This window comes from Streptococcus sp. XMC (genome assembly GCF_021341835.1).
Lineage (GTDB): Bacteria > Bacillota > Bacilli > Lactobacillales > Streptococcaceae > Streptococcus.
This window is the reverse complement of the sequence record NZ_JAJTNQ010000001.1, coordinates 700,666-723,604: the sequence shown is the minus strand read 5'-3', so window position 1 is coordinate 723,604 and position 22,939 is coordinate 700,666. Positions and strand designations below refer to the sequence as shown.

The window sequence follows — 22,939 nt, the reverse complement described above, 5'->3', positions numbered from 1 at the left end:
ACGAAGTTACAGATGTAGCTTCGTTTTTGTTTGTAAAAATGGGAAGCAGTTTTATAAAAGAAATACCGTATTTCATGGTATAATAGATATGATTGAATTTTGAAAGGATTTCATTTCATGGCGATTATTCAATGGTTTCCTGGACATATGTCCAAAGCTAGAAGACAAGTACAGGAAAATTTAAAATTCGTGGATTTTGTGACTGTTCTGGTGGACGCTCGTTTGCCACTATCCAGTCAAAATCCCATGTTAACAAAAATTGTTGGTGACAAGCCTAAATTGATGATTTTGAACAAGGTTGACTTGGCTGATCCTGTCGCAACAAAAGAATGGCAGGAGTATTTCGAATCTCAAGGAATCAAAACCCTGGCCATCAACTCCAAAGAGCAGTCGACAGTCAAAAAAGTAACAGATGCTGCTAAGAGCTTAATGGCAGATAAAATTGCTCGCCAAAAGGAGCGAGGGATTCAGATTGAAACTCTTCGGACCATGATTATTGGGATTCCCAACGCTGGGAAATCAACGCTGATGAATCGTTTAGCAGGGAAAAAGATTGCCGTAGTTGGAAATAAACCAGGTGTAACCAAGGGACAACAGTGGTTGAAAACCAATAAGGACCTCGAAATCTTGGATACCCCAGGGATTCTTTGGCCAAAATTTGAAGATGAAGATGTAGCTCTAAAATTAGCTTTAACGGGTGCCATTAAGGATCAGTTATTGCCTATGGATGAGGTGACCATTTTTGGTCTGGAGTATTTTAAATCCTACTACCCAAAAGAGTTGCAAGAACGCTATAAGCAAATGAATTTGGAGCAGGAAGCACCGGAAATCATCATGGAGATGACCCAACGCTTAGGCTTCCGAGATGATTACGATCGCTTTTACAGCTTGTTCGTCAAGGATGTACGAGATGGTCGTTTGGGTCGCTATACCCTTGATCGTGTAGGTGAAGTGGATGCCAACGATTAAAGAAGTCAAAGATCGTTTGGCAACGATTGATAGGCTGGATCATCCCTTGTTTGAAGAGTTAATCTATGATGCTCGAGCGGGCGTTCAGTCGGCCATCAACAAACGAAAACGTGAACTCCAAAAACAAGTAGACGAAGACCTGCGTTTAGAAAAAATGCTCACCTATGAAAAAGAATTATATGCCCAAGGGATTCAGCTCATTGCAGGAGTGGATGAAGTGGGACGAGGCCCTTTAGCTGGGCCTGTCGTCGCCGCAGCTGTTATTTTGCCTAAAAATTGTAAAATTCCAGGTTTAAACGATAGCAAGAAAATTCCTAAATCTAAGCACCAAGCTATTTACCAAGCGGTTTTGGATCAGGCTATTTCGGTTGGGATTGGGGTAAAAGACAATCATGTTATTGATCAGGTAAACATCTATGAAGCGACGAAATTAGCTATGCTAGAGGCTATTCACGAATTGGAGCCACAGCCTCAACATCTCTTGATCGATGCCATGAAATTGGATCTTCCTATTTCTCAGACCTCCATCATCAAGGGAGATGCTAATTCCTTGTCTATCGCGGCAGCTTCTATAGTGGCTAAGGTGACACGGGATCAGATGATGGCGACATATGACCAAGAGTATCCAGGTTATGATTTTGCACAGAATGCGGGCTATGGGACCACCAAGCATCTTGAAGGATTGGAAAAACAAGGGGTTAGTCCAATTCATCGTCGAAGCTTCGAACCCATTAAGTCCATGACTGCTGTTGACTAGGAGGAGAAGAAAATGCTCTTAGCCTTTGATATCGGAGGAACCTTTATTAAATATGGCTTAGTCGATGAAGCCTATCAAGTGAGCGATTCCTCTAAAGTCCCGACACCAGATAGTATTGAGGACTTCTGGGAAGCCCTCGAGCGCGTGATTTGCTCGTTCCAGAATCAAATTACAGGGATTGCCATCTCATGTCCAGGTGAAATCAATAGTCGACTTGGTTTTGTCTTTAAAGGTGGCCTAATTCCTTATTTGAGGAATATTCCTTTAGCTTCTCGTTTAAATAAGATGTTTCAAGTTCCTGTGACCGTCCTCAACGACGGAGATGCTGCGGGTTTGGCAGAAGCTCGAATTGGAAACCTCCAAGATTGTTACTGTGGTGCAACCTTTGTATTGGGAACTGGCGTAGGATTAGCCTTGACTTCCAATGGTTCTTTAATTTCTACTTTGCATCTCAAGGATTATCTTCGTTGGCCGAATCCAGAGGAGCCACCAACAACTCCAGAACAAAAACAATTTCAGAGAGAGATTTTGAAGCATGGGATTTCCAGTTTGGTTCAAAATTTAGGCTCAGCTGTCAACTTTGTAGACCAAGCCAGCCAGCTCTTGCAACTGCCGGAAGAGGATGGCATCCAGGTTTTTGAAGCCCTTCACGCTGGTTATCATGGGGAGTTACAAGACTTATTTATTTCTTATTGTCGGGAAATTGCAATCCTGATCTATAATCTTCAGTCACTTGTTCGGCTTGAAAAAGTGACGATTGGTGGAGGAATTAGTAGCCAAGACCTTCTTTTAGAAGAAATCAACCATCAGTATAAATTGTTGTTTGAGGAAAGTAGTGAGCAACGATTTTCTTTACTAGAGATTCAAGCAGCTCGTTACCACAACTCAAGTAACCTTTTGGGGGCCGTTTGTCATTTTAATATTGTAGAAAATCATTAAAAAGTTCTATTTTTAGAGCTTTTTTTGTTTTCTTTTACGAATATTATAAATAGATAGTAGAAAATGAGGTTTACGAATGAACAAATATGAACTTTATAAATTAAAGGTTGCTGGCCTGTCTAATCTACAGGTTTTTAGCATTGTCAATTACTGGGAAATGAATGGGGAATGGCCTTCTTTAGAATTAATGGCAGAAATTGCAGGATGTCGCAATCAAACACTTTTTATGGAACGATATATTCGGATTGATGACAAGGTCTTGAGGGAAGAGTTCAAGGAGTTTGATTCGATATCCATTATGGATCCAGAATATCCTGAAGAACTTCTTTGGATGCATAATCCACCTGTTTTGTTGTTTTACTCAGGTAACATTGACCTTCTTAAACATCCAAAAATAGCAGTCGTGGGGAGTCGATCCTGCAGCCGCACAGGGATTCAATCTGTCGAAAAAATTATTAACGAGTTAAACAACGAATTGATTGTGGTGAGTGGATTAGCCAAGGGGATAGATGCTGCGGCTCATTATGCGGCTATTCGAAATGGAGGAAAAACAATTGGTGTGATTGGTACTGGGTTAGATGTCTTCTATCCTAGATCCAATAAACAGTTGCAGAATTACATGAGTGGGAGCCATTTGGTTTTAACAGAATACGGTCCTGGCCAAGGCCCTCAAAAACACCATTTTCCAGAGCGTAATCGGATTATTGCTGGCCTTTCCAGAGCGGTGATTGTGGCAGAAGCGCGGATGCGGTCTGGGAGTCTGATCACCTGTGAGCGTGCCATGGAAGAAGGTCGTGATGTTTTCGCTATTCCAGGTTCTATATTGGATGGTCGTTCTGACGGTTGTCATCACCTCATTCAAGAAGGAGCAAAGCTTGTGACCAGTGGAAGAGATGTCCTAGATGAGTTTGAATTTTAAAATGAGTTTTCCTATAGGAGAACTTCATGGTTGACATCCCGAAAAAAATAGTTTACACTCTATGAGGTTTATTACAAAATAGAGGTAAAAAAGTGGCTACTAAAACAAAAAAGAAAACCACAACAGCTAAAAAGAATTTAGTCATTGTGGAGTCTCCTGCGAAAGCGAAGACAATTGAAAAATATCTTGGTAGAAATTATAAGGTCATGGCCAGTGTGGGGCATATTCGTGACTTGAAAAAATCTACCATGTCCATTGATTTTGATAACAATTATGAACCTGAATACATTAATATTCGCGGAAAAGGTCCTTTGATCAATGAATTGAAAAAAGAGGCTAAAAAGGCCAAACAAGTCTTTCTCGCAAGTGACCCGGACCGTGAAGGAGAAGCTATTTCTTGGCACTTGGCCCATATTCTTCAGTTGGATAAGGAAGATAAGAACCGTGTCGTTTTCAATGAAATTACTAAGGATGCGGTAAAAAATGCCTTTCAAGAACCCCGTAAGATTGATATGGATCTGGTAGATGCTCAACAAGCACGCCGTGTCTTGGACCGGATTGTAGGGTACTCGATTTCACCAATTCTATGGAAAAAGGTGAAAAAGGGGCTTTCTGCTGGTCGGGTGCAGTCAGTTGCTCTTAAATTGATCATTGACCGGGAAGAAGAAATCAATGCCTTCCAACCAGAAGAATACTGGACAATTGATGGAACCTTTAAAAAGGGAACCAAGCAGTTTCAAGCCAATTTCTATGGAATGAATGGCAAGAAGATGAAACTTCAAAACCAGGAGGATGTGAAAGCTGTTCTTTCGCATCTCGATGGGAAAGAGTATATCGTTGAAAAAGTTGAGAAAAAGGAACGCAAACGCAATGCGCCCCTTCCTTACACAACTTCTTCTATGCAGATGGATGCAGCCAATAAGATTAACTTCCGTACTCGTAAGACCATGATGGTGGCTCAGCAGTTGTATGAAGGAATCAATATTGGATCAGGTGTTCAAGGTTTGATCACTTATATGCGTACGGACTCGACTCGGATTAGTCCAGTCGCTCAAAATGAAGCAGCTAGCTTTATCGTTGATCGATTTGGAGAGAAGTATTCCAAGCATGGAAGCCGGGTCAAAAATGCTTCTGGTGCCCAAGATGCCCATGAAGCTATTCGTCCTTCTAGTGTTTACAATACGCCTGAGAAAATTGCTAAGTACCTAGACAAGGACCAACTCAAGCTCTACACCTTGATCTGGAACCGTTTTGTGGCTAGCCAGATGACAGCAGCTGTATTTGACACTATGAATGTCCGTTTGGGGCAAAATGGGGTCCAATATACAGCGAATGGTAGTCAGGTGAAATTTGACGGTTATTTAGCGATTTACAATGATTCGGATAAGAACAAGATGTTACCGGATATGGAAGAAGGGGATACCGTCACTCAGGTCAATAGCAAACCTGAACAGCACTTTACCCAACCACCAGCCCGTTATTCTGAAGCGACCTTGATTAAGACGTTGGAAGAAAATGGAGTGGGACGTCCTTCAACTTATGCACCAACGATTGAGACCATTCAAAAACGCTATTACGTGAAGCTTGTAGCCAAACGCTTCGAGCCAACCGAGTTAGGGGAAATCGTCAATAAACTGATCGTTGAATTCTTCCCAGATATCGTCAATGTAACCTTTACTGCTGAGATGGAAGGGAAACTAGATGATGTCGAACTTGGGAAAGAGCAGTGGCAAAAGGTTATCGATTCTTTCTACCAACCTTTTAAAAAAGAAGTAGCCAAGGCTGAAGAAGAGATGGAGAAAATCCAAATCAAGGATGAGGCGGCTGGTTTTGACTGTGAGGTTTGTGGAAGTCCCATGGTCATCAAATTAGGACGTTATGGTAAGTTCTATGCTTGTAGTAACTTCCCAGATTGTCGCCATACCCAAGCGATTGTCAAAGAAATTGGGGTGGAATGTCCTAACTGTCATCAGGGCCAAATCATCGAGCGTAAAACCAAACGGAACCGTATCTTCTATGGATGCAATCGCTATCCAGAATGTGAATTCACTTCTTGGGACAAGCCAATTGGCCGTGACTGTCCAAAATGTGGTCAGTATTTGGTTGAAAAGAAAGTCCGTGGTGGCGGGAAGCAAGTTGTATGTAGCAATGGGGACTACGAAGAAGAAAAAGTGAAATAAGTTTTTAGAATGATTCTATGTCTATTATAACGGCAATTTTATTAAATGTCTGTTATAATAGACATTTTTACTTTTTTTCGTTATAATAGACATAAGGAGGTGGGCTTATGTATCTTGCTTTGATTGCAGATGTCATTGATTCTAAAATGGTTCAAGAACGTTTCAACCTGCAAAAACAGTTAGAAAAAGCGCTTCGAAAGATGAATGAACTATTTGGAGATTATTTGGCATCCTGTTTTACCTTGACCCTTGGCGATGAGTTTCAGGCGCTTTTAAAAGTGGATGCTCCAGTTTTTCAAATCATCGATAGCCTGCGTTCAGAACTAATCCCGACTCAACTACGTTTTGGTATCGGACTTGGAGAGATTGTAACAGCTATTGATCCCTTGCAAAGTATTGGGGCAGATGGTCCAGCCTATTGGAACGCACGCGCGGCCATCAATCTGGTTCATCAGAAAAATGACTACGGCAATACCCAGATTTATTTTTCAAGCGGGAACGACAGCAAGGACTTATTGGTGAACGCCCTCATTGCTTCAGGAGAAGCCATTCGTTCGGGTTGGCGTGGCAGTCAGGAAGAAATCCTGCTAGATCTTCTTAAGAGATTTGTATACAGTGAGAATTTTAGTCAGCAAGACTTAGCTCAATCACTAGATATCAATCCAAGCGCACTGTCTAAACGCTTGAAGAGTAGTAGTATTCGTGTGTATCTACGGGGGAGAGCAGCTGCCCTTACTAGTATACAAGCTCTAGCGAAAGGAGAGGCTTATGACCGGATTGTCTAGTATTGTAATGAGTCCATACTTGATTCTTTTGTTGATTTGTCATTTGTTATCGGATTATTATTTTCAAAGTCAAAAGATGGCGGATCGCAAGGATCGTGATAAGAAGGTTCTAGGCCTTCATATTCTCTATGTAGCTCTTCCCCTAATCGTCGTTTCCCTCTGTCACCTGGACCTATGGTGGATTTGCTTGATCATTTTGCTAACTCATGCAGGGATTGATTACAGCAAGCCTTGGGTGCAAAAACAATGGAATTTAACAACCTCATGGACTTTTGCGCTGGATCAATTCTTGCATATCGGTATCATTACTTGCCTTGTCCTTTTTGGAGCTAAAAACGGCACTACCTATCTGCCTTTGGACAGTTTAAATCTAATTTTTTATGTCCTCCTAGTGGGAAAACCGACCAATATTGTCTTTAAAATTCTCTTTGCTAAGTACCAGCCAACGATGGAGGATAAAATGGATACCATCACTGGGGCTGGTTCCATGATTGGTTTTTTAGAGCGGTTGATTATCGGCGCCTGTCTCGTGTATGGACAATTTGCTTCTATCGGCCTAGTCTTTACAGCCAAATCCATCGCTCGCTACAATAAAATTTCAGAGAACCCAGCCTTCGCGGAATATTACTTGATTGGGTCCTTATTCAGTATTCTATCTGCCCTCTTAGCAGCCTGGTTGTGTTTATAAGAAAACAACTAACAGTCGATAGACCAGACAGGAAGGATTAGCCTCCCTGTCTTTTTTATGCCCTTTTTGGTATAATGGACCAAGTATCAATTTAGAAAGATTTGTGGGTGTCAAACAGTCCAGATAGTTGTTTTGATATGAACTTAGGTTCCACCCAAAGAGGTATTAGTGTCATGTCTCAATCTTATATCAATGTTATCGGTGCGGGCCTTGCTGGCTCGGAAGCAGCTTACCAGATTGCCCAACAGGGAATTCCTGTAAAGCTCTATGAAATGCGTGGGGTCAAATCCACTCCGCAACACAAAACAGACAACTTTGCTGAGCTAGTTTGTTCGAACTCTCTTCGTGGGGATTCGTTAACCAATGCTGTTGGTCTCCTCAAGGAAGAAATGCGTCGTCTTGGTTCTGTCATTCTGGAGGCAGCTGAAGCAACTCGAGTGCCGGCTGGTGGAGCACTCGCTGTGGATCGCGAAGGCTTTGCTAAGCGGGTAACAGAGAAGGTGTCCCAACACCCTCTGATTGAAGTGATTCGCGATGAAATCACGGAATTACCGACGGATGCTATCACAGTGGTCGCAACGGGTCCTCTAACTAGTGATGCTTTGGCTGAAAAGATTCATGAGCTTAACGGAGGAGATGGCTTCTACTTTTACGATGCAGCAGCTCCTATCATCGATGTCAATACAGTTGATATGAGTAAGGTTTATCTCAAGTCACGTTATGACAAAGGAGAAGCAGCTTATCTCAACTGCCCAATGACCAAACAAGAGTTTATGGATTTTCATGAGGCTTTGATCAATGCGGAAGAAGCCCCGCTTAACTCTTTTGAAAAAGAAAAGTATTTCGAAGGTTGTATGCCAATTGAAGTCATGGCTAAACGAGGTATTAAAACCATGCTCTATGGTCCGATGAAGCCAGTTGGACTCGAGTATCCGGATGACTACAAAGGGCCTCGGGATGGGGAGTTCAAGACACCATACGCAGTCGTTCAGTTACGCCAAGACAATGCGGCTGCTAGCCTTTACAATATCGTCGGTTTCCAAACGCATCTCAAATGGGGCGAACAAAAACGGGTCTTCCAAATGATCCCTGGTTTGGAAAACGCTGAGTTTGTGAGATATGGAGTCATGCACCGCAATTCTTACATGGACTCTCCAAATCTCCTTGAGCAGACTTACCGTTCTAAGAAACAACTAAACCTCTTCTTTGCAGGTCAAATGACAGGAGTAGAGGGCTATGTTGAATCAGCTGCCTCAGGCTTGGTCGCTGGGATCAATGCGGCACGTCTCTTCAAAGGCGAGGAAGCAGCCATTTTCCCAGAAACAACAGCCATCGGAAGTCTGGCTCACTATATTACCCATGCCGATAGCAAGCATTTCCAGCCCATGAATGTCAACTTTGGAATTATTAAAGAGCTAGATGGCCCACGCATTCGGGATAAAAAGGAACGTTACGAGAAAATTGCCGAACGTTCTTTACAAGATCTGGTAAGATTTATTGGAAAATAAAGTCAATCAATGAAAAAGTTTGGAGAAATCCATACTTTTTCTTATAAAAATGGTATAATAAATAAAAATTTAGAATATAGAGAGTTTTCTGACAATGAATAAATCCTATTTTTATTTAGAGATGAAGACACACGAGTTGAAAGTGCCTTATACCGGAAAACTCCGTCGTGTGCGAGTCTTATTACCTAAAAATTATGAAACAGATACTGATCGACGCTACCCTGTCGTTTATTTCCATGATGGACAGAATGTCTTCTATAGTAAGGAAGCCTATGTAGGTCACTCTTGGAAGGTCATTCCAGCCATCAAGCGGAATCCAGACATTAGTCGCATGATTGTTGTTGCCATTGATAATGATGGCTTGCAACGGATGAACGAATACTCTGCCTGGAAGTACAAGGAATCCAATATTCCTGGTATGCAATTTGGTGGCAAGGGCGTCGAGTATGGGGAGTTTGTCATGGATGTGGTCAAACCTTTTATCGATCAAGAATATCGCACTCTTGCTGATCGAGAACATACAGCTATGATTGGATCTTCATTAGGCGGTAACATCACACAATTTTTGGGCTTGGAATACCAAGATCAAATCGGTTGTCTGGGAGTCTTCTCCTCTGCCAACTGGTTGCATCAAGAAGCCTTTGATCGCTATATCGAGCGTAAGAACTTGTATCCAGATCAACGTATATACATCTATGTAGGGACTGAAGAGGCAGATGATACTGATAAAACGTTAATGGCTGGGAATATCAAGCAAGCCTATATAGACTCATCTCTTCGTTATTACCATGATGTTATTCAACAAGGAGTTGCTTTAGAAAATATCGCCATTCGGATTCAATCTGGGGCGATCCACCATGAAGAAGCCTGGGCTGAACATCTACCAGAATGCCTTCGCTTTTTGGCAGAAAAATGGGATTAATAATCTTAAAGTAAATATATAAAGAGAAAGAGGGAACTTATGAATATTGAACATTTAAGCCACTGGAGTGGCCAACTTAACCGCGAAATGTATCTAAACCGCTATGGTCATGCGGGGATTCCTATTGTGGTCTTCGCTTCATCTGGTGGAAGCCATAATGAGTACTATGACTTCGGTATGATTGATGCTTGTGCTCAGTTTATTGAAGAAGGGCGTGTTCAATTTTTCACCCTTTCGAGTGTCGATAGTGAGAGCTGGCTTTGTGATTGGAAAAACCCTCACGATCGTGCAGAGATGCATCGTGCCTATGAACGCTATGTTATTGAAGAGGCCATTCCTTTCATCAAGCACAAAACAGGTTGGTTTGACCCAATGATGACAACCGGCTGCTCAATGGGAGCTTACCACGCGCTCAATTTCTTCTTGCAACACCCAGATGTCTTCAACAAAGTCATTGCCTTGAGTGGTGTCTATGATGCTCGTTTCTTTGTTGGTGAGTTTGGAGGAGATGAAGCGATTTACCAAAACTCTCCGTCTGATTATATTTGGCATCAAAATGATGGTTGGTTTATCGATCGTTACCGTCAGGCAGAAATTGTTATCTGTACAGGTCTTGGGGCATGGGAGCAAGATGGCCTTCCATCCTTCTATAAATTGAAGGAAGCCTTTGATCACAAAAATATCCCTGCTTGGTTTGCTGAGTGGGGCCACGATGTAGCCCATGATTGGGACTGGTGGCGGAAGCAAATGCCATACTTCTTAGGACAAATGTATTTATAAGTCAAAAGGGAGGAGACGTCTATGAATTATCTTGTTATTTCACCTTATTATCCACAAAATTTCCAACAATTCACCATTGAGTTGGCTAACAAAGGAATCACTGTCTTGGGGATCGGCCAAGAGCCTTACGAGCAGTTAGACGAACCTTTGCGCAACAGTTTGACTGAGTATTTCCGTGTCGATAACATGGAAAACTTGGACGAAGTGAAGCGTGCAGCTGCCTTTCTCTTCTATAAACATGGCCCAATCGATCGCATCGAATCTCACAATGAATACTGGTTGGAATTGGATGCGGCACTTCGTGAGCAATTCAATGTCTTTGGGGCCAAACCAAAAGATTTAAAGAAAACCAAGTTTAAATCAGAAATGAAAAAACTCTTCAAGAAAGCAGGAGTTCCTGTCGTTCCTGGTGCTGTGATCAAAGCGGAAAAAGATATCGACAAGGCTGTGAAGAAGATTGGTTTGCCATTGATTGCCAAGCCTGATAACGGAGTAGGAGCGGCAGCGACCTTTAAAATCGAAACACCAGAAGATGTGAATCATTTCAAAGCTGAATGGGATGGACATACAGAGTATTTCTTTGAAAAATTCGTTACTTCTAGTGAAATCTGTACCTTTGATGGTTTAGTGGATCGAGATGGAAACATTGTCTTTTCAACCACTTTTGACTATGCCTATACACCACTTGACTTGATGCTCTACAAGATGGACAACTCTTATTATGTCCTCAAAGAGATGGATCCAAAATTGCGTCAGTACGGTGAAGCGATTGTCAAAGCTTTTGGTATGAAGGAGCGGTTCTTCCATATTGAGTTTTTCCGTGATGGGGATGACTATATTGCGATTGAGTACAATAACCGACCTGCAGGTGGATTTACAATCGATGTATACAATTATGCTCACTCCATCGACTTGTACCGTGGGTATGCAGCTATTGTAGCAGGAGAACCTTTCCCAGCTTCTGAATTTGAACCTCTTTATTGCTTAGCGACTTCTCGTCGAGCTAATGTAAGCTATGCTCTCTCAGAAGAAGAAGTTTTGGCCAAATACCAGCACCAGTTCCGAGTGAAGAAGATCATGCCTGCAGCTTTTGCGGAGCTTCAAGGGGACTATCTCTACATGTTAACAACTCCAAGTCGTGAGGAATTGGAACAAATGATTCGTGACTTTGGTCAACGAGCTGAATAAAAGCGAGCCGATAGGTCTTTTCCTATCGGTTTTTTTATTCCTAAGTATCAATATTTTCTCAATATATGACTTTGTGAATCTTTTATATAACAGTTGAAAAACTCTATTACACCAATGTTCTATAGAGTTTGATTTGTGAAGATAATTGAGCATTTTTTTTGACAGTGCTTTCAATTTTGGATAAAATGAAAGAGAATGAATAAATGCTAAGAAAGGCGAAATAATGGCAACATTAGATAAAAGTCTCTTATTGGAAATGTTCCGTAAAATGGAAGAAATCCGTCGCATGGACTTAAAAATTGCACAGTTAGTAAAAAAAGGGAAAGTGCCAGGAATGACGCACTTTTCTGTTGGTGAAGAAGCAGCCAACGTTGGAGCAATGCTAGCTTTGAACGAGGATGACCTGCTCACTTCAAACCACCGTGGTCACGGACAAGCGATCGCTAAAGGGATCGACCTGAATGGAATGATGGCTGAAATCCTTGGCAAGTATACTGGTACTTGTAAAGGGAAGGGTGGCTCTATGCATATTGCCGACCTTGATGCCGGTAACCTCGGTGCCAACGGTATCGTCGGTGGTGGTATGGGAATTGCTGTAGGAGCTGCTCTTACTCAACAAATGCATAAAACTGGAAAAATTGTTGTCTGCTTTTTTGGTGATGGCGCAACCAATGAAGGTGTCTTCCACGAAGCGGTCAATATGGCTTCAATCTGGAATCTTCCCGTGATCTTCTACTGTATTAATAATGGTTATGGGATCTCTGCTGACATCAAGAAAATGACCAATGTGGAGCACATCCATGAGCGTAGTGCTGCTTACGGCATTCCTGGAATGTTTATTCCTGATGGAAACAACGTTATTGATGTCTATGAAGGATTCCAAAAAGCTGTTGAACATGTCCGTTCTGGTAAAGGTCCTGTCTTGATCGAAAGTGTCACCTATCGTTGGCTTGGACACTCTTCATCTGACCCTGGTAAATACCGGACCCGTGAAGAAGTCGAAGAGTGGAAGAAGAAAGATCCGATTGAAAACCTTCGCAAGTATCTCCTTGAAAATGAAATTGCGAGTGCAGAAGAATTGGATCAGATTCAAGAAGAAGTGAAAGAAGCAGTTGAAGCTTCAGTGAAATTTGCGGAAGAAAGCCCATTCCCTCCACTTGAATCAGCTTTCGAAGATATTTACGCAGACTAAGGGGGAGTAGAGAATTATGGAAACAAAATTAATGTCTTTCCGCGATACCATTATCCTTGCTATGTCTGAGGAAATGCGTCGCGACGAAAATGTATTGTTGATGGGGGAAGATGTCGGAGTTTTCGGTGGAGACTTCGGAACTTCCGTAGGCATGCTAGAGGAATTCGGTCCAGAACGTGTCCGTGACTGTCCAATTTCTGAGGCTGCTATCTCAGGTGCAGCTGCTGGTGCAGCCATGACCGGACTTCGTCCAATCGTTGATATGACCTTCATGGATTTCTCCGTGATTGCCATGGATGCTATCGTCAACCAAGCTGCTAAGACGCGTTACATGTTTGGTGGAAAAGGGCAAGTACCGATGACAGTCCGCTGTGCCGCTGGTAACGGAGTTGGATCTGCAGCTCAACACTCCCAATCTTTGGAATCATGGTTTACCCATATTCCTGGTTTGAAAGTTGTTGCTCCAGGAACTCCAGCGGATATGAAAGGACTTCTCAAGTCTTCTATCCGTGACAACAACCCAGTGATCATTCTTGAATACAAATCAGAATTCAACCAAAAAGGTGAAGTGCCTGTAGATCCTGACTATACCATTCCACTTGGTGTCGGAGAGATCAAACGAGAAGGAACTGATGTAACTGTCGTAACCTACGGAAAAATGCTTCGTCGCGTGATGCAAGCAGCTGAAGAATTAGCTGAAGAAGGCATTTCAGTAGAAGTAGTAGACCCACGTACTTTGGTTCCGCTTGATAAAGAAATCATCATTAACTCTGTCAAGAAAACAGGAAAAGTAGTCCTTGTCAATGACGCTCACAAAACAAGTGGTTATATCGGTGAAATTTCAGCTATTATTTCTGAATCAGAAGCATTTGATTACTTGGATGCCCCAATCCGTCGTTGTGCGGGGGAAGATGTACCAATGCCTTACGCGCAAAACCTTGAAAATGCAATGATTCCGACAGTTGAAAGTATCAAAGATGCCATTCGTAAAACCTACAACAAAGAATGATACATAAAATAAATTATGTAACTAGAAATAATTCAGACGAAGAAACTTTGTATCTAATGATGCAAAGTTCTCTGCGTCCATAATATCTTATAAATGAACTCGGGCTAAAGTCTGTGTGAAAAAGACAAACTTTCCTAGAAACTAAAGTTTCTTCGTCAAGTTTCCTATTTTCACTTTGACTTTTGACGCCCTTAGTATCTTATAATAGAATAGGAGAGGTCATGGCTGATGATAAGCTAAGAGCGACTCCTGCGGCTAGAAAATTAGCGGATGATCTAGGGATCAACCTCTATGATGTTTCTGGTTCAGGCGCAAACGGTCGTGTCCACAAAGAAGACGTGGAAACATATAAAGACACAAATGTGGTTCGCATTTCACCACTTGCAAAACGAATTGCTTTAGAACACAATATTGCTTGGCAAGAAATCCAAGGAACTGGTCATCGTGGTAAGATCATGAAGAAGGATGTTCTTGCTTTCCTTCCTGAGAATATTGAGAAGGATACCATTAAGTCACCTGCTCAAATTGAGAAGGTGGAAGAAGTTCCTGATAACGTGACACCTTATGGTGAGATCGAACGGATTCCGATGACACCAATGCGTAAAGTGATTGCACAACGGATGGTGGAATCTTACTTGACTGCACCAACCTTTACATTGAACTATGACGTCGATATGTCTCAAATGTTGGCTCTTCGTAAGAAGGTATTGGATCCAATCATGGAAGCAACTGGTAAGAAAGTCACTGTAACAGATTTGCTTTCTCTTGCAGTTGTTAAGACCTTGATGAAACACCCATACATCAATGCGTCATTGACGGAGGATGGTAAAACCATCATCACTCACAACTATGTCAACTTGGCTATGGCGGTTGGGATGGACAATGGTCTGATGACACCGGTTGTCTACAACGCAGAAAAGATGACCTTGTCAGAATTGGTGGTAGCCTTTAAGGATGTTATCGGACGTACTTTGGATGGTAAATTAGCTCCAAGTGAATTGCAAAATTCAACCTTTACCATCAGTAACTTGGGAATGTTTGGTGTTCAATCATTTGGACCGATTATCAACCAACCAAACTCAGCCATCCTTGGTGTTAGCGCAACTGTTGAAAAACCAGTTGTTGTGAATGGTGAAATCGTCATTCGTCCAATCATGAGCTTGGGCTTGACCATTGACCACCGAGTCGTCGATGGTATGGCTGGTGCCAAATTCATGAAAGACTTGAAAGCCTTGATTGAAGACCCGATTTCAATGTTGGTCTAATCAACGAGAGAGAATAGAAACAAGAAAAAGAGGGAAATATAATGGCCTTAGAAGTAATTATGCCAAAAGCCGGCGTAGATATGACCGAAGGACAAATCGTTCAGTGGAATAAAAAAGTCGGCGAATTTGTTAAAGAAGGAGAAGTTCTCCTTGAAATCATGACAGATAAAGTCAGCATGGAATTGGAAGCTGAAGAAGATGGCTACTTGATTGCTATCTTGAAAGGGGACGGCGAGACTGTTCCTGTCACTGAAGTAATCGGTTACCTTGGTGAAGAAGGGGAAAACATCCCAACAGCTGGAGCAGCACCAGAAGCGAGTCCAGCGCCAGCCACAGTAAGTGCTTCAAATGATGACAATAAGAGCGATGATGCTTACGATATCGTTGTAATTGGTGGTGGACCTGCTGGTTACGTATCTGCTATCAAGGCAGCTCAATTGGGTGGTAAAGTTGCTCTTGTTGAGAAATCTGAACTTGGTGGTACTTGCTTGAACCGCGGATGTATCCCAACTAAGACTTACCTTCATAACGCTGAAATCATTGAAAATATCGGCCATGCGGCAAATCGTGGAATCGTGATTGAAAATCCTAACTTCACTGTTGATATGGACAAGGTTCTTGAAACCAAGAACAAGGTCGTCAATACTTTGGTTGGCGGGGTTGCAGGACTTCTTCGTAGCTATGGAGTTGATGTTCATAAGGGTATCGGTACCATTACGAAAGATAAGAATGTCTTGGTCAATGGTTCTGAATTACTTGAAACTAAGAAAATCATCCTTGCTGGTGGCTCAAAAGTAAGTAAGATTAACGTTCCTGGTATGGAATCATCACTTGTGATGACTAGTGACGATATCCTGGATATGAACGAAGTCCCAGAAAGCCTTGTGATTATCGGTGGTGGAGTTGTCGGTATCGAGCTTGGTCAAGCCTTTATGACCTTTGGTTCTAAAGTTACGGTTATCGAAATGATGGACCGCATCGTGCCAGCTATGGATGCGGAAGTATCTAAAAATCTTCGCTTGATCCTTGAACGCAAGGGAATGACCATCTTGACTGATACCAAACTGCAAGAAATCATTGAAGAAGATGGCAAACTTCGTATCAAGGTTGAAGGCAAAGACGATATCATCGCTAATAAAGCTCTTCTTTCAATCGGTCGTGTTCCAGATCTTGAAGGAATCGGTGACGTTGAGTTTGAATTAGACCGTGGTCGGATCAAGGTCAATGAATACATGGAAACATCTGTTCCAGGTATCTATGCGCCAGGTGACATCAACGGTACGAAGATGTTGGCTCACGCTGCTTTCCGTATGGGTGAAGTAGCAGCTGAAAATGCTCTTAAAGGGAACCATGCCGTTGCTAAATTGAACTTGACTCCTGCAGCCATCTACACACTTCCAGAAGTAGCAGCAGTTGGTTTGACAGAAGAACAAGCTCGTGAAAAATACGATGTCCAAATTGGTAAATTCAACTTTGCAGCTAACGGTCGTGCCATTGCATCAGATGCAGCTCAAGGTTTTGTTAAGGTCATTGCAGACAAGAAATACGGTGAAGTTCTTGGAGTTCACATCATTGGTCCAGCAGCAGCTGAATTGATCAACGAAGCTTCTACTATCATTGAGATGGAAATCACTGTAGAAGAAATGCTCAAGACTATCCATGGTCACCCAACCTTCTCAGAAGTGATGTACGAAGCTTTTGCGGATGTACTTGGCTTGGCAGTTCACTCACCTAAGAAGAAATAATACTATTCTTTCAACTAAATTTTCTTAAAGTAGTACGGACGGCAGCGACCTCTCTTAGAGTTCCATGCCTAAAAATTGAGCTACCTGTCTCAATTTTTCCGAGAAATGTAACGAGTTATCGTTACATTTCTTTTTACTACTTCAGAAAATTCAAGTGAAATTCAAGTATTTCTGTCTAATGCTTATCTTACTATGAGTAGGATTTATAAAACGAATTTTTGGAATTACTATGAAATACATTATTAATTATTCAAATGATACTGCTTTTAATATTGCTTTAGAAGAGTATGCTTTTAAGCACCTCTTGGATGAAGATCAAATCTTCCTTCTTTGGATTAACAAACCTTCTATCATTGTTGGTCGCCACCAAAATACTATCGAAGAAATCAACCGTGACTACGTTCGGGAGCATGGGATTGAAGTGGTTCGCCGAATCAGTGGTGGTGGGGCTGTTTATCACGATTTGAACAACCTCAACTACACCATCATTTCAAAAGAAGATGAAAACAAGGCCTTTGACTTCAAGAGCTTCTCAACTCCTGTGATCAACACCTTGGCTCAGCTTGGAGTGAAGGCTGAATTCACGGGTCGTAACGACTTAGAGATTGATGGCAAGAAATTCTGTGGAAATGCCCAAGCTTACATCAATGGTCGGATTATGCACCATGGTTGCCTTCTTTTTGACGTTGATTTGTCAGTCCTTGCCAATGCTCTCAAGGTATCTAAAGACAAGTTTGAGTCCAAAGGGGTTAAATCAGTCCGTGCTCGTGTGACCAATATCATCGATGAGTTGCCAGAAAAAATCACGGTGGAAGAGTTCCGTGACCTACTTTTGGACTACATGAAGAAAGAATACCCTGAGATGACAGAATATGTCTTCTCGGATGAAGAATTGGCTGAAATTAATCGAATCAAGGAAACTAAGTTCGGTACCTGGGATTGGAACTATGGAAAGTCTCCTGAATACAATGTACGTCGTGGTACTAAATTCCCTAGCGGTAAAGTGGAAATCTTCGCTAATGTCATTGAATCAAAAATTCAAGATATCAAGATTTACGGTGACTTCTTTGGTATCGAAGATGTTGCAGCAGTAGAAGATGTTCTTCGTGGCGTTAAATACGAACGTGAAGACGTCCTCAAAGCCCTTCAAACCATTAATCTAGGCCGTTACTTTGCAGGTATCACTGCAGAAGAAATTGCTGAAGCAGTGGTGGAATAAAGTCGTAAGAGATTCGCAGAAGCGGGTCTCTTTTTTGAAACTAGTTTCACATAGAAATTATTGTTTTACTAAGGATTTTGTAGTATAGTAAAGGTGGAAAAATGTATTCGATTACAAAAATATAAATATGATTTTTTAATACTCAGTAACCACTAAACGACGAAATTAATTGACTAGCTAGGTATTACTTTCCTTTTCTGCTTTAGAAAGTGTGATGATATGAAACGTGTCTTTATTATTTTATCAAACCTTTTCATCTCTAGCTTTTTGATTTGGATTGCCTTTATTTCTCCAAATACGGTTATCCACCGCAGTCTTCCGGTAGTAGGTGTGCTGAGACAAGAAAAGAGCGTCAAATATGAAGACTTATCTACCTCTTTAGATCTCTTGGCAAGGGAAAATCATAGTATAATTGCTCGTCAGATACAAAGAACAGATTCTAAAGGGCAGGTTGTTTTCACCTATGATATCTACGGAGAGGGAAAACTTCCTTCTGGAATTAAAAGAGAGAAGAAAGAACTGGCTGCCAATGAAAGCCTGGTAGTGAATTATTATGTATTAACAGGTGATTTAGAAACTGAAAAGCTGGATCAAACGCTTCATACTCTTGGTTTCTCACAAACTTTTATAGAGAAACCAAATCCTCTGCAGACCTTTATTGCCTTTTTTGGCTCAGGTTCACAATCACTTGCCTTGGTTATTTTTATCATTAGTTTTAGCGCTTTGACGATTATCCAGAAAACACTTGAAATGAGAAGCGCTGGGATTCGATATATCTCAGGAATGAGACGCTTGCAGCTTTTCGGACATTCTTTAAAAGATGATAGTATAGAGTTGCTTTTTGGATGTATTGCCACAAGTATAATGGGTGCGGTTCTGATTTATTCCTTTCAATTAACACCTTTTACCTATTCCGTCATCATTTCGAGTAGTATTATTTACAATGGGATGTTACTTATTTTATCTGCTATCTTATCCTTCCTCTTTGCATATAGTATTCAAACAATGCATTTAGTCACCCTTCTAAAAGGGAAAGTTCCATTAAAGCGCATTTTGCTCTTCCTCTTTATTTGTCAATTTCTTGCTGTCACACTAATTGGTCTTGCAGTTCATCGAATCAGTATTTATGGATCCGTCTGGCAAACTTACCAAGAGGGAAGTGAGGCTTGGTCTAAACAATCAAATTGGGTTCAAATTAGTACAAATCGAGAATATTTCTATCAGATTACCAGCAAAGAGACTATGAAGGAAAATGGTAAGAAATGGTCTAAGCTCATCGAGTCTGGTATTGAAAATGGTGGTCTTTTAGCTTATCATAATCTCGTATCTTTTAGCTCAAAAGGAGTTATGACGGATCCTAGTACAGGTAAAGAGTTTTCAATTACAGATTATGATCCTCTTGCACGAACTCTCTATGTAACTCCAAATTATCTTGATATTCAGAATGTTCCAGTTTCTCCTGAAGGAAAAGAACACTTAAATCATTTACAAGCAGGAGAATTTGGTCTCTTACTTCCGGAAAAACTAAAAAGTCGTGAAGAGGAGATGATCAAACGATATGAAGATTATCTATCTCCTCGAGATGATCAAGGGAACATCGCTTTATCGATGAAAGCACGGGTAACCTATCTTCCTAACAACCAAAAACGATTTATCTACAACAATACACCAATCAGCTATAAGCAATTCTTTACCGATCCGGTTTTAGTGATTGTTCAACCTGAAAGTTTTGGAGGCTACGAGAATCCTTATTTCACCCAACTAAATTCCTACCTTTATTTTAATTGACTTGAGAATAGTAAGAAGCTCGTTGCTGAGTATGATCTTGAAAAAAATGTTAGTCAATATGATTATGCGGCGTCTGTATACCAGCAGATGATCCAATCCATTCAATTAGAGAATCTCATTATCATTGCAGGAGGAATCTTTGCAATAGCTACTTCCATACTACTCTTTAACACCATGAATTTCCTCTATTTTGAAGAGTTTAGAAGACCAATCTTCTTGAAGAAGATTGCAGGTCTAGGATTTGTAAACATTCACCAAATGATTTTGCTTTCAGAAAGTATCCTCTTACTATTAGGAAGCCTCCTGACATTCCTTCTCACTCAAGAATGGTGGATTGCTCTTGCCACTCTCTTTCTATTTATTACTAATGCTTGGTTCATTCTCCTGTACCGGTCTCATAAAGAAGACCACTTGTTAGCCACTGTACTGAAAGGAGCCTAATATGATTAGCGTAGAACATTTAACCAAATCATTTGGCCAACGAACGGTCTTTCAAGATTTGAGCTTGCAGTTTACAGCTGGGAAAGTTTATGCTCTGATCGGAAATAGCGGGTGTGGTAAAACAACCTTGCTTAATATCTTGGCGAAGTTAGAGCCTTATGAAAAGGGGAGTATAAGCTATCAAGGGCAGGAACTGAAACAAATCAAACAGCATCACTTTTTTAAGCATGAATTAGGCTATCTTTTTCAAAATTTTGGCCTACTTGAAAACGAGACCATCGCTAAAAATTTAGATTTGGGATTGATTGGGCAAAAATTAACGAAAAAAGAGAAGAAGCAGCAAGAAGAAGAAGTACTCAAAAAAGTAGGACTGGCTTACCTTTCTCTGGATCAAAAGATTTATGAATTATCTGGTGGCGAGGCACAACGTGTTGCATTGGCTAAAGTTATTTTAAAGGATCCACCTTTGATTTTAGCGGATGAACTAACTGCAGCACTTGATCCAGAAACCTCTCAAGAGGTGATGGACTTGCTCTTGACGTTAAAGAGGCAAGATCGTTTAATCATTATTGCAACCCATAATCCAGTGATTTGGGAACAAGCTGACGAAGTGATAAGGCTCAACTAATCCATGGTTGAAGAATGGTAGGATCTTCTAGATTATCTTTTATAGCTATTCATGAGGTAGAGGCTGATGAAGAAAGATTCGTTCAAACAAAAATGTTTAAGATTTTTCATCAAAAGTTAGTTCATGACACGGCCTCTTTAATTGATATTCAAAAATAATGAGAGTAGAATATAGAGGAAATCTTAACAAAAAAGGGGATCATATTCAATGATGAAAATTCCAGTTGAAAATCTTGGTCTATTTGAACAGTTAGATCGTATAGTAGTGGCTTTTTTTAGCAAGCAACAACCTTCCAGTCCTTATGATTTGAATGTCAGTATTACACAAGGACACCTTGACCAGAAAAAGCAAGAGCTCGAACCATTAGGCTATCAAGCTGTCCAACTACCATTAGGAATGGCTTTAGATAATATCATCCAGCAACCTCATTATAAAAATTTAATCCTTGGTGGACTTGCTCCCGACGAAATTATAGTCAGCAAAGAAGAATTAATGCCTTTGAAAGATATTGTGGACAGTTTTTGTATTATGTACGCTGCAGCGAATAACAGACTGGAAAATAGTAAGGCTTATGAATTAATGAAAGATAAGACGGTTTATTTTATTGGTAAACTATTTACAGATTTTCCAAAAGCCGGTGATGAAATTGCTTATTTAGGAATTGATCGAATAGCGAGCGATGGTACACCATATGAAGCTGTTAAATGCTTTCTAACGAAAGAGAGTGCAGAGAAGTTCAATGGTGAAAAAAGACCTGTCACCCCTGCAAACTTGGCCTATCTAAAATCATTCTGGGGAAAACCAGTCATTATTGAACCACACCGTAATTATTGGATCGAATTTTTATAGAAAGTATAAAAGAGCGGTAGACATTCAAAAAATCTATCGCTCTTTTTAAAACTAATAAATTACATAATTTACGTTATGTAATTTTATAAACTATCCAAGGCATTTTTCTGCTCATCATTAACGATATGCGTATATAAGTCTGTAACTTGGGTGCTAGCATGTCCTAGCTGGTGGCTGACCAAGACCTGTGATTTGGTAGCATCATAGAGACGAGTTGCTAATGTATGGCGAAGCTTGTGGGGTGTCACGCGGACTTTGAAGTCTTCTGAATACTTGGCGACCATCTTTTCAACGCTAGAAGCATCGATCCGGTTTGGAACACCTCGATACAAGGTCAGAAAGAGAGCTGTATCAGTCTTTTCTGCCTTGTAACGTTTGTTTCGAATCGCGAGATATTGTTCTAGATAAGGCTTAGCAAAGGCAGCAACATTGACTGAGTCTCGTTTTCCACCTTTTCGAGTGACGTCAATGACCATCATCTTAAGATTGAGGTCACGAAGGTCTAGGTTAACGGCTTCAGAGAGACGGACACCAGAGGCAAGAAGGAGTGCGATAATGGCTAAATCTCGCTCTTTATTCTTATTAAAAGAGGATAAGGCGCGATTTGAGAGTGTTTGAGGGTACTCCTGGTCGATATAGTTAAGAAAACCTTCTGTTTCCTCACCTAAAAAGAGCTTCTGCTTGATATTTTCAGCTCGAGCAGCCAAGGTTTCTTTCTTTTTCTTAGTAGCAACCTTCTTCATGACATTACGGTAGAAATAAGGTTCCCCTTGCTCATTTTCAACTTCCTCAGTCAAATACTTATAAAGACTAGATAATGCAGAAAGGGTACGGTTAATAGTTGTTTGGGAAACACCGTTTTTTGTCGTATTGGCATTGAGCAGAGGACGTTCACGTAAGTAAAGATTAAAGGATTCCATGTCTTTCTTGGTCATGTGCTCCAGAACGTCTAAAGGGATATCGGCCATGGTGTCAGCATCCGATATACCAGATTCCAAGACCCAGGTGAAAAATCGATCATATTCCTTTAAGTATTCGTACAAGGTTGTAAAACTGTATGGAACGGCCAGTTTCGATTGGTAATATTCCAATACATACCAGGGCATGACTTGTTTGAGTTTATCAATCCGTTCTAATAAGATCTCGCGTTTCATGTTTTTCTCCAAAT

General features: G+C 41.0%; 19 protein-coding genes and 1 pseudogene. 19 read left to right on the top strand and 1 reads right to left on the bottom strand.

Annotation, left to right across the window (positions count from 1 at the left end; translation table 11 throughout):
- Nucleotides 1-117: 117 nt before the first annotated feature.
- From ylqF to LXO72_RS03250, 19 genes and pseudogenes are all read left to right on the top strand, one after another.
- Entirely contained in the window at nucleotides 118-969 is an 852-nt protein-coding gene (ylqF, locus tag LXO72_RS03340; RefSeq protein ID WP_233331520.1) for a ribosome biogenesis GTPase YlqF, read from the top strand.
- Nucleotides 956-1,726, top strand: coding sequence for a ribonuclease HII (locus LXO72_RS03335; protein ID WP_233331519.1), 771 nt, complete (start codon nucleotides 956-958; stop codon nucleotides 1,724-1,726). The genes ylqF and LXO72_RS03335 overlap by 14 nt, the downstream gene beginning before the upstream one ends.
- Before the next feature lie 12 nt (nucleotides 1,727-1,738).
- Complete coding sequence (locus LXO72_RS03330; protein WP_233331518.1) at nucleotides 1,739-2,665, top strand: ROK family protein; 927 nt, start codon at nucleotides 1,739-1,741, stop codon at nucleotides 2,663-2,665.
- Nucleotides 2,666-2,741: 76 nt separating this feature from the next.
- Nucleotides 2,742-3,584 (top strand): DNA-processing protein DprA, encoded by an 843-nt coding sequence (gene dprA / locus LXO72_RS03325; protein WP_233331517.1) that lies wholly within the window; start codon nucleotides 2,742-2,744, stop codon nucleotides 3,582-3,584.
- A 92-nt stretch (nucleotides 3,585-3,676) separates the two neighbouring features.
- Nucleotides 3,677-5,764 carry a type I DNA topoisomerase gene (gene topA / locus LXO72_RS03320; protein ID WP_023026804.1) on the top strand — a complete coding sequence of 696 codons (2,088 nt, stop codon included), beginning with the start codon at nucleotides 3,677-3,679 and terminating at the stop codon, nucleotides 5,762-5,764.
- A 107-nt stretch (nucleotides 5,765-5,871) separates the two neighbouring features.
- Complete coding sequence (locus tag LXO72_RS03315) at nucleotides 5,872-6,549, top strand: SatD family protein (RefSeq protein ID WP_233331516.1); 678 nt, start codon at nucleotides 5,872-5,874, stop codon at nucleotides 6,547-6,549.
- Nucleotides 6,533-7,237 carry a DUF3307 domain-containing protein gene (locus LXO72_RS03310; protein WP_233331515.1) on the top strand — a complete coding sequence of 235 codons (705 nt, stop codon included), beginning with the start codon at nucleotides 6,533-6,535 and terminating at the stop codon, nucleotides 7,235-7,237. The genes LXO72_RS03315 and LXO72_RS03310 overlap by 17 nt, the downstream gene beginning before the upstream one ends.
- Nucleotides 7,238-7,410: 173 nt before the next feature.
- Nucleotides 7,411-8,745, top strand: a complete 1,335-nt coding sequence (gene trmFO / locus LXO72_RS03305) for a methylenetetrahydrofolate--tRNA-(uracil(54)-C(5))-methyltransferase (FADH(2)-oxidizing) TrmFO (protein WP_233331514.1) — start codon at nucleotides 7,411-7,413, stop codon at nucleotides 8,743-8,745.
- 94 nt (nucleotides 8,746-8,839) lie between these two features.
- Complete coding sequence (locus LXO72_RS03300; protein ID WP_023023215.1) at nucleotides 8,840-9,667, top strand: alpha/beta hydrolase; 828 nt, start codon at nucleotides 8,840-8,842, stop codon at nucleotides 9,665-9,667.
- Between the two features lie 39 nt (nucleotides 9,668-9,706).
- Nucleotides 9,707-10,447: an esterase family protein gene (locus LXO72_RS03295; protein ID WP_023023217.1), complete on the top strand. Its 741-nt coding sequence runs from the start codon at nucleotides 9,707-9,709 to the stop codon at nucleotides 10,445-10,447.
- Between the two features lie 21 nt (nucleotides 10,448-10,468).
- On the top strand, nucleotides 10,469-11,635 hold the full coding sequence (locus LXO72_RS03290; RefSeq protein WP_233331513.1) for an ATP-grasp domain-containing protein: 1,167 nt from the start codon (nucleotides 10,469-10,471) through the stop codon (nucleotides 11,633-11,635).
- 223 nt (nucleotides 11,636-11,858) lie between these two features.
- On the top strand, nucleotides 11,859-12,827 hold the full coding sequence (locus LXO72_RS03285) for a thiamine pyrophosphate-dependent dehydrogenase E1 component subunit alpha (RefSeq protein WP_023026809.1): 969 nt from the start codon (nucleotides 11,859-11,861) through the stop codon (nucleotides 12,825-12,827).
- A gap of 16 nt (nucleotides 12,828-12,843) precedes the next feature.
- Nucleotides 12,844-13,836, top strand: a complete 993-nt coding sequence (locus LXO72_RS03280) for an alpha-ketoacid dehydrogenase subunit beta (RefSeq protein ID WP_023026810.1) — start codon at nucleotides 12,844-12,846, stop codon at nucleotides 13,834-13,836.
- 221 nt (nucleotides 13,837-14,057) lie between these two features.
- On the top strand, nucleotides 14,058-15,101 hold the full coding sequence (locus tag LXO72_RS03275) for a dihydrolipoamide acetyltransferase (protein WP_023026811.1): 1,044 nt from the start codon (nucleotides 14,058-14,060) through the stop codon (nucleotides 15,099-15,101).
- A 41-nt stretch (nucleotides 15,102-15,142) separates the two neighbouring features.
- Nucleotides 15,143-16,846: a dihydrolipoyl dehydrogenase gene (gene lpdA / locus LXO72_RS03270; RefSeq protein ID WP_125374084.1), complete on the top strand. Its 1,704-nt coding sequence runs from the start codon at nucleotides 15,143-15,145 to the stop codon at nucleotides 16,844-16,846.
- A 229-nt stretch (nucleotides 16,847-17,075) separates the two neighbouring features.
- Nucleotides 17,076-18,065 (top strand): lipoate--protein ligase, encoded by a 990-nt coding sequence (locus tag LXO72_RS03265; RefSeq protein ID WP_014713327.1) that lies wholly within the window; start codon nucleotides 17,076-17,078, stop codon nucleotides 18,063-18,065.
- A 219-nt stretch (nucleotides 18,066-18,284) separates the two neighbouring features.
- Nucleotides 18,285-20,294: pseudogene (locus tag LXO72_RS03260) on the top strand (DUF1430 domain-containing protein).
- Nucleotide 20,295: 1 nt separating this feature from the next.
- Nucleotides 20,296-20,922, top strand: a complete 627-nt coding sequence (locus LXO72_RS03255) for an ABC transporter ATP-binding protein (RefSeq protein ID WP_195323973.1) — start codon at nucleotides 20,296-20,298, stop codon at nucleotides 20,920-20,922.
- Between the two features lie 207 nt (nucleotides 20,923-21,129).
- Nucleotides 21,130-21,771 (top strand): hypothetical protein, encoded by a 642-nt coding sequence (locus tag LXO72_RS03250; RefSeq protein ID WP_061563968.1) that lies wholly within the window; start codon nucleotides 21,130-21,132, stop codon nucleotides 21,769-21,771.
- A gap of 83 nt (nucleotides 21,772-21,854) precedes the next feature.
- On the opposite strand, the gene xerS is transcribed toward LXO72_RS03250, so the two are convergent.
- A complete protein-coding gene (gene xerS / locus LXO72_RS03245; protein WP_233331512.1) occupies nucleotides 21,855-22,925 on the bottom strand; it encodes a tyrosine recombinase XerS in 1,071 nt (356 codons plus the stop codon).
- Nucleotides 22,926-22,939: the final 14 nt, after the last annotated feature.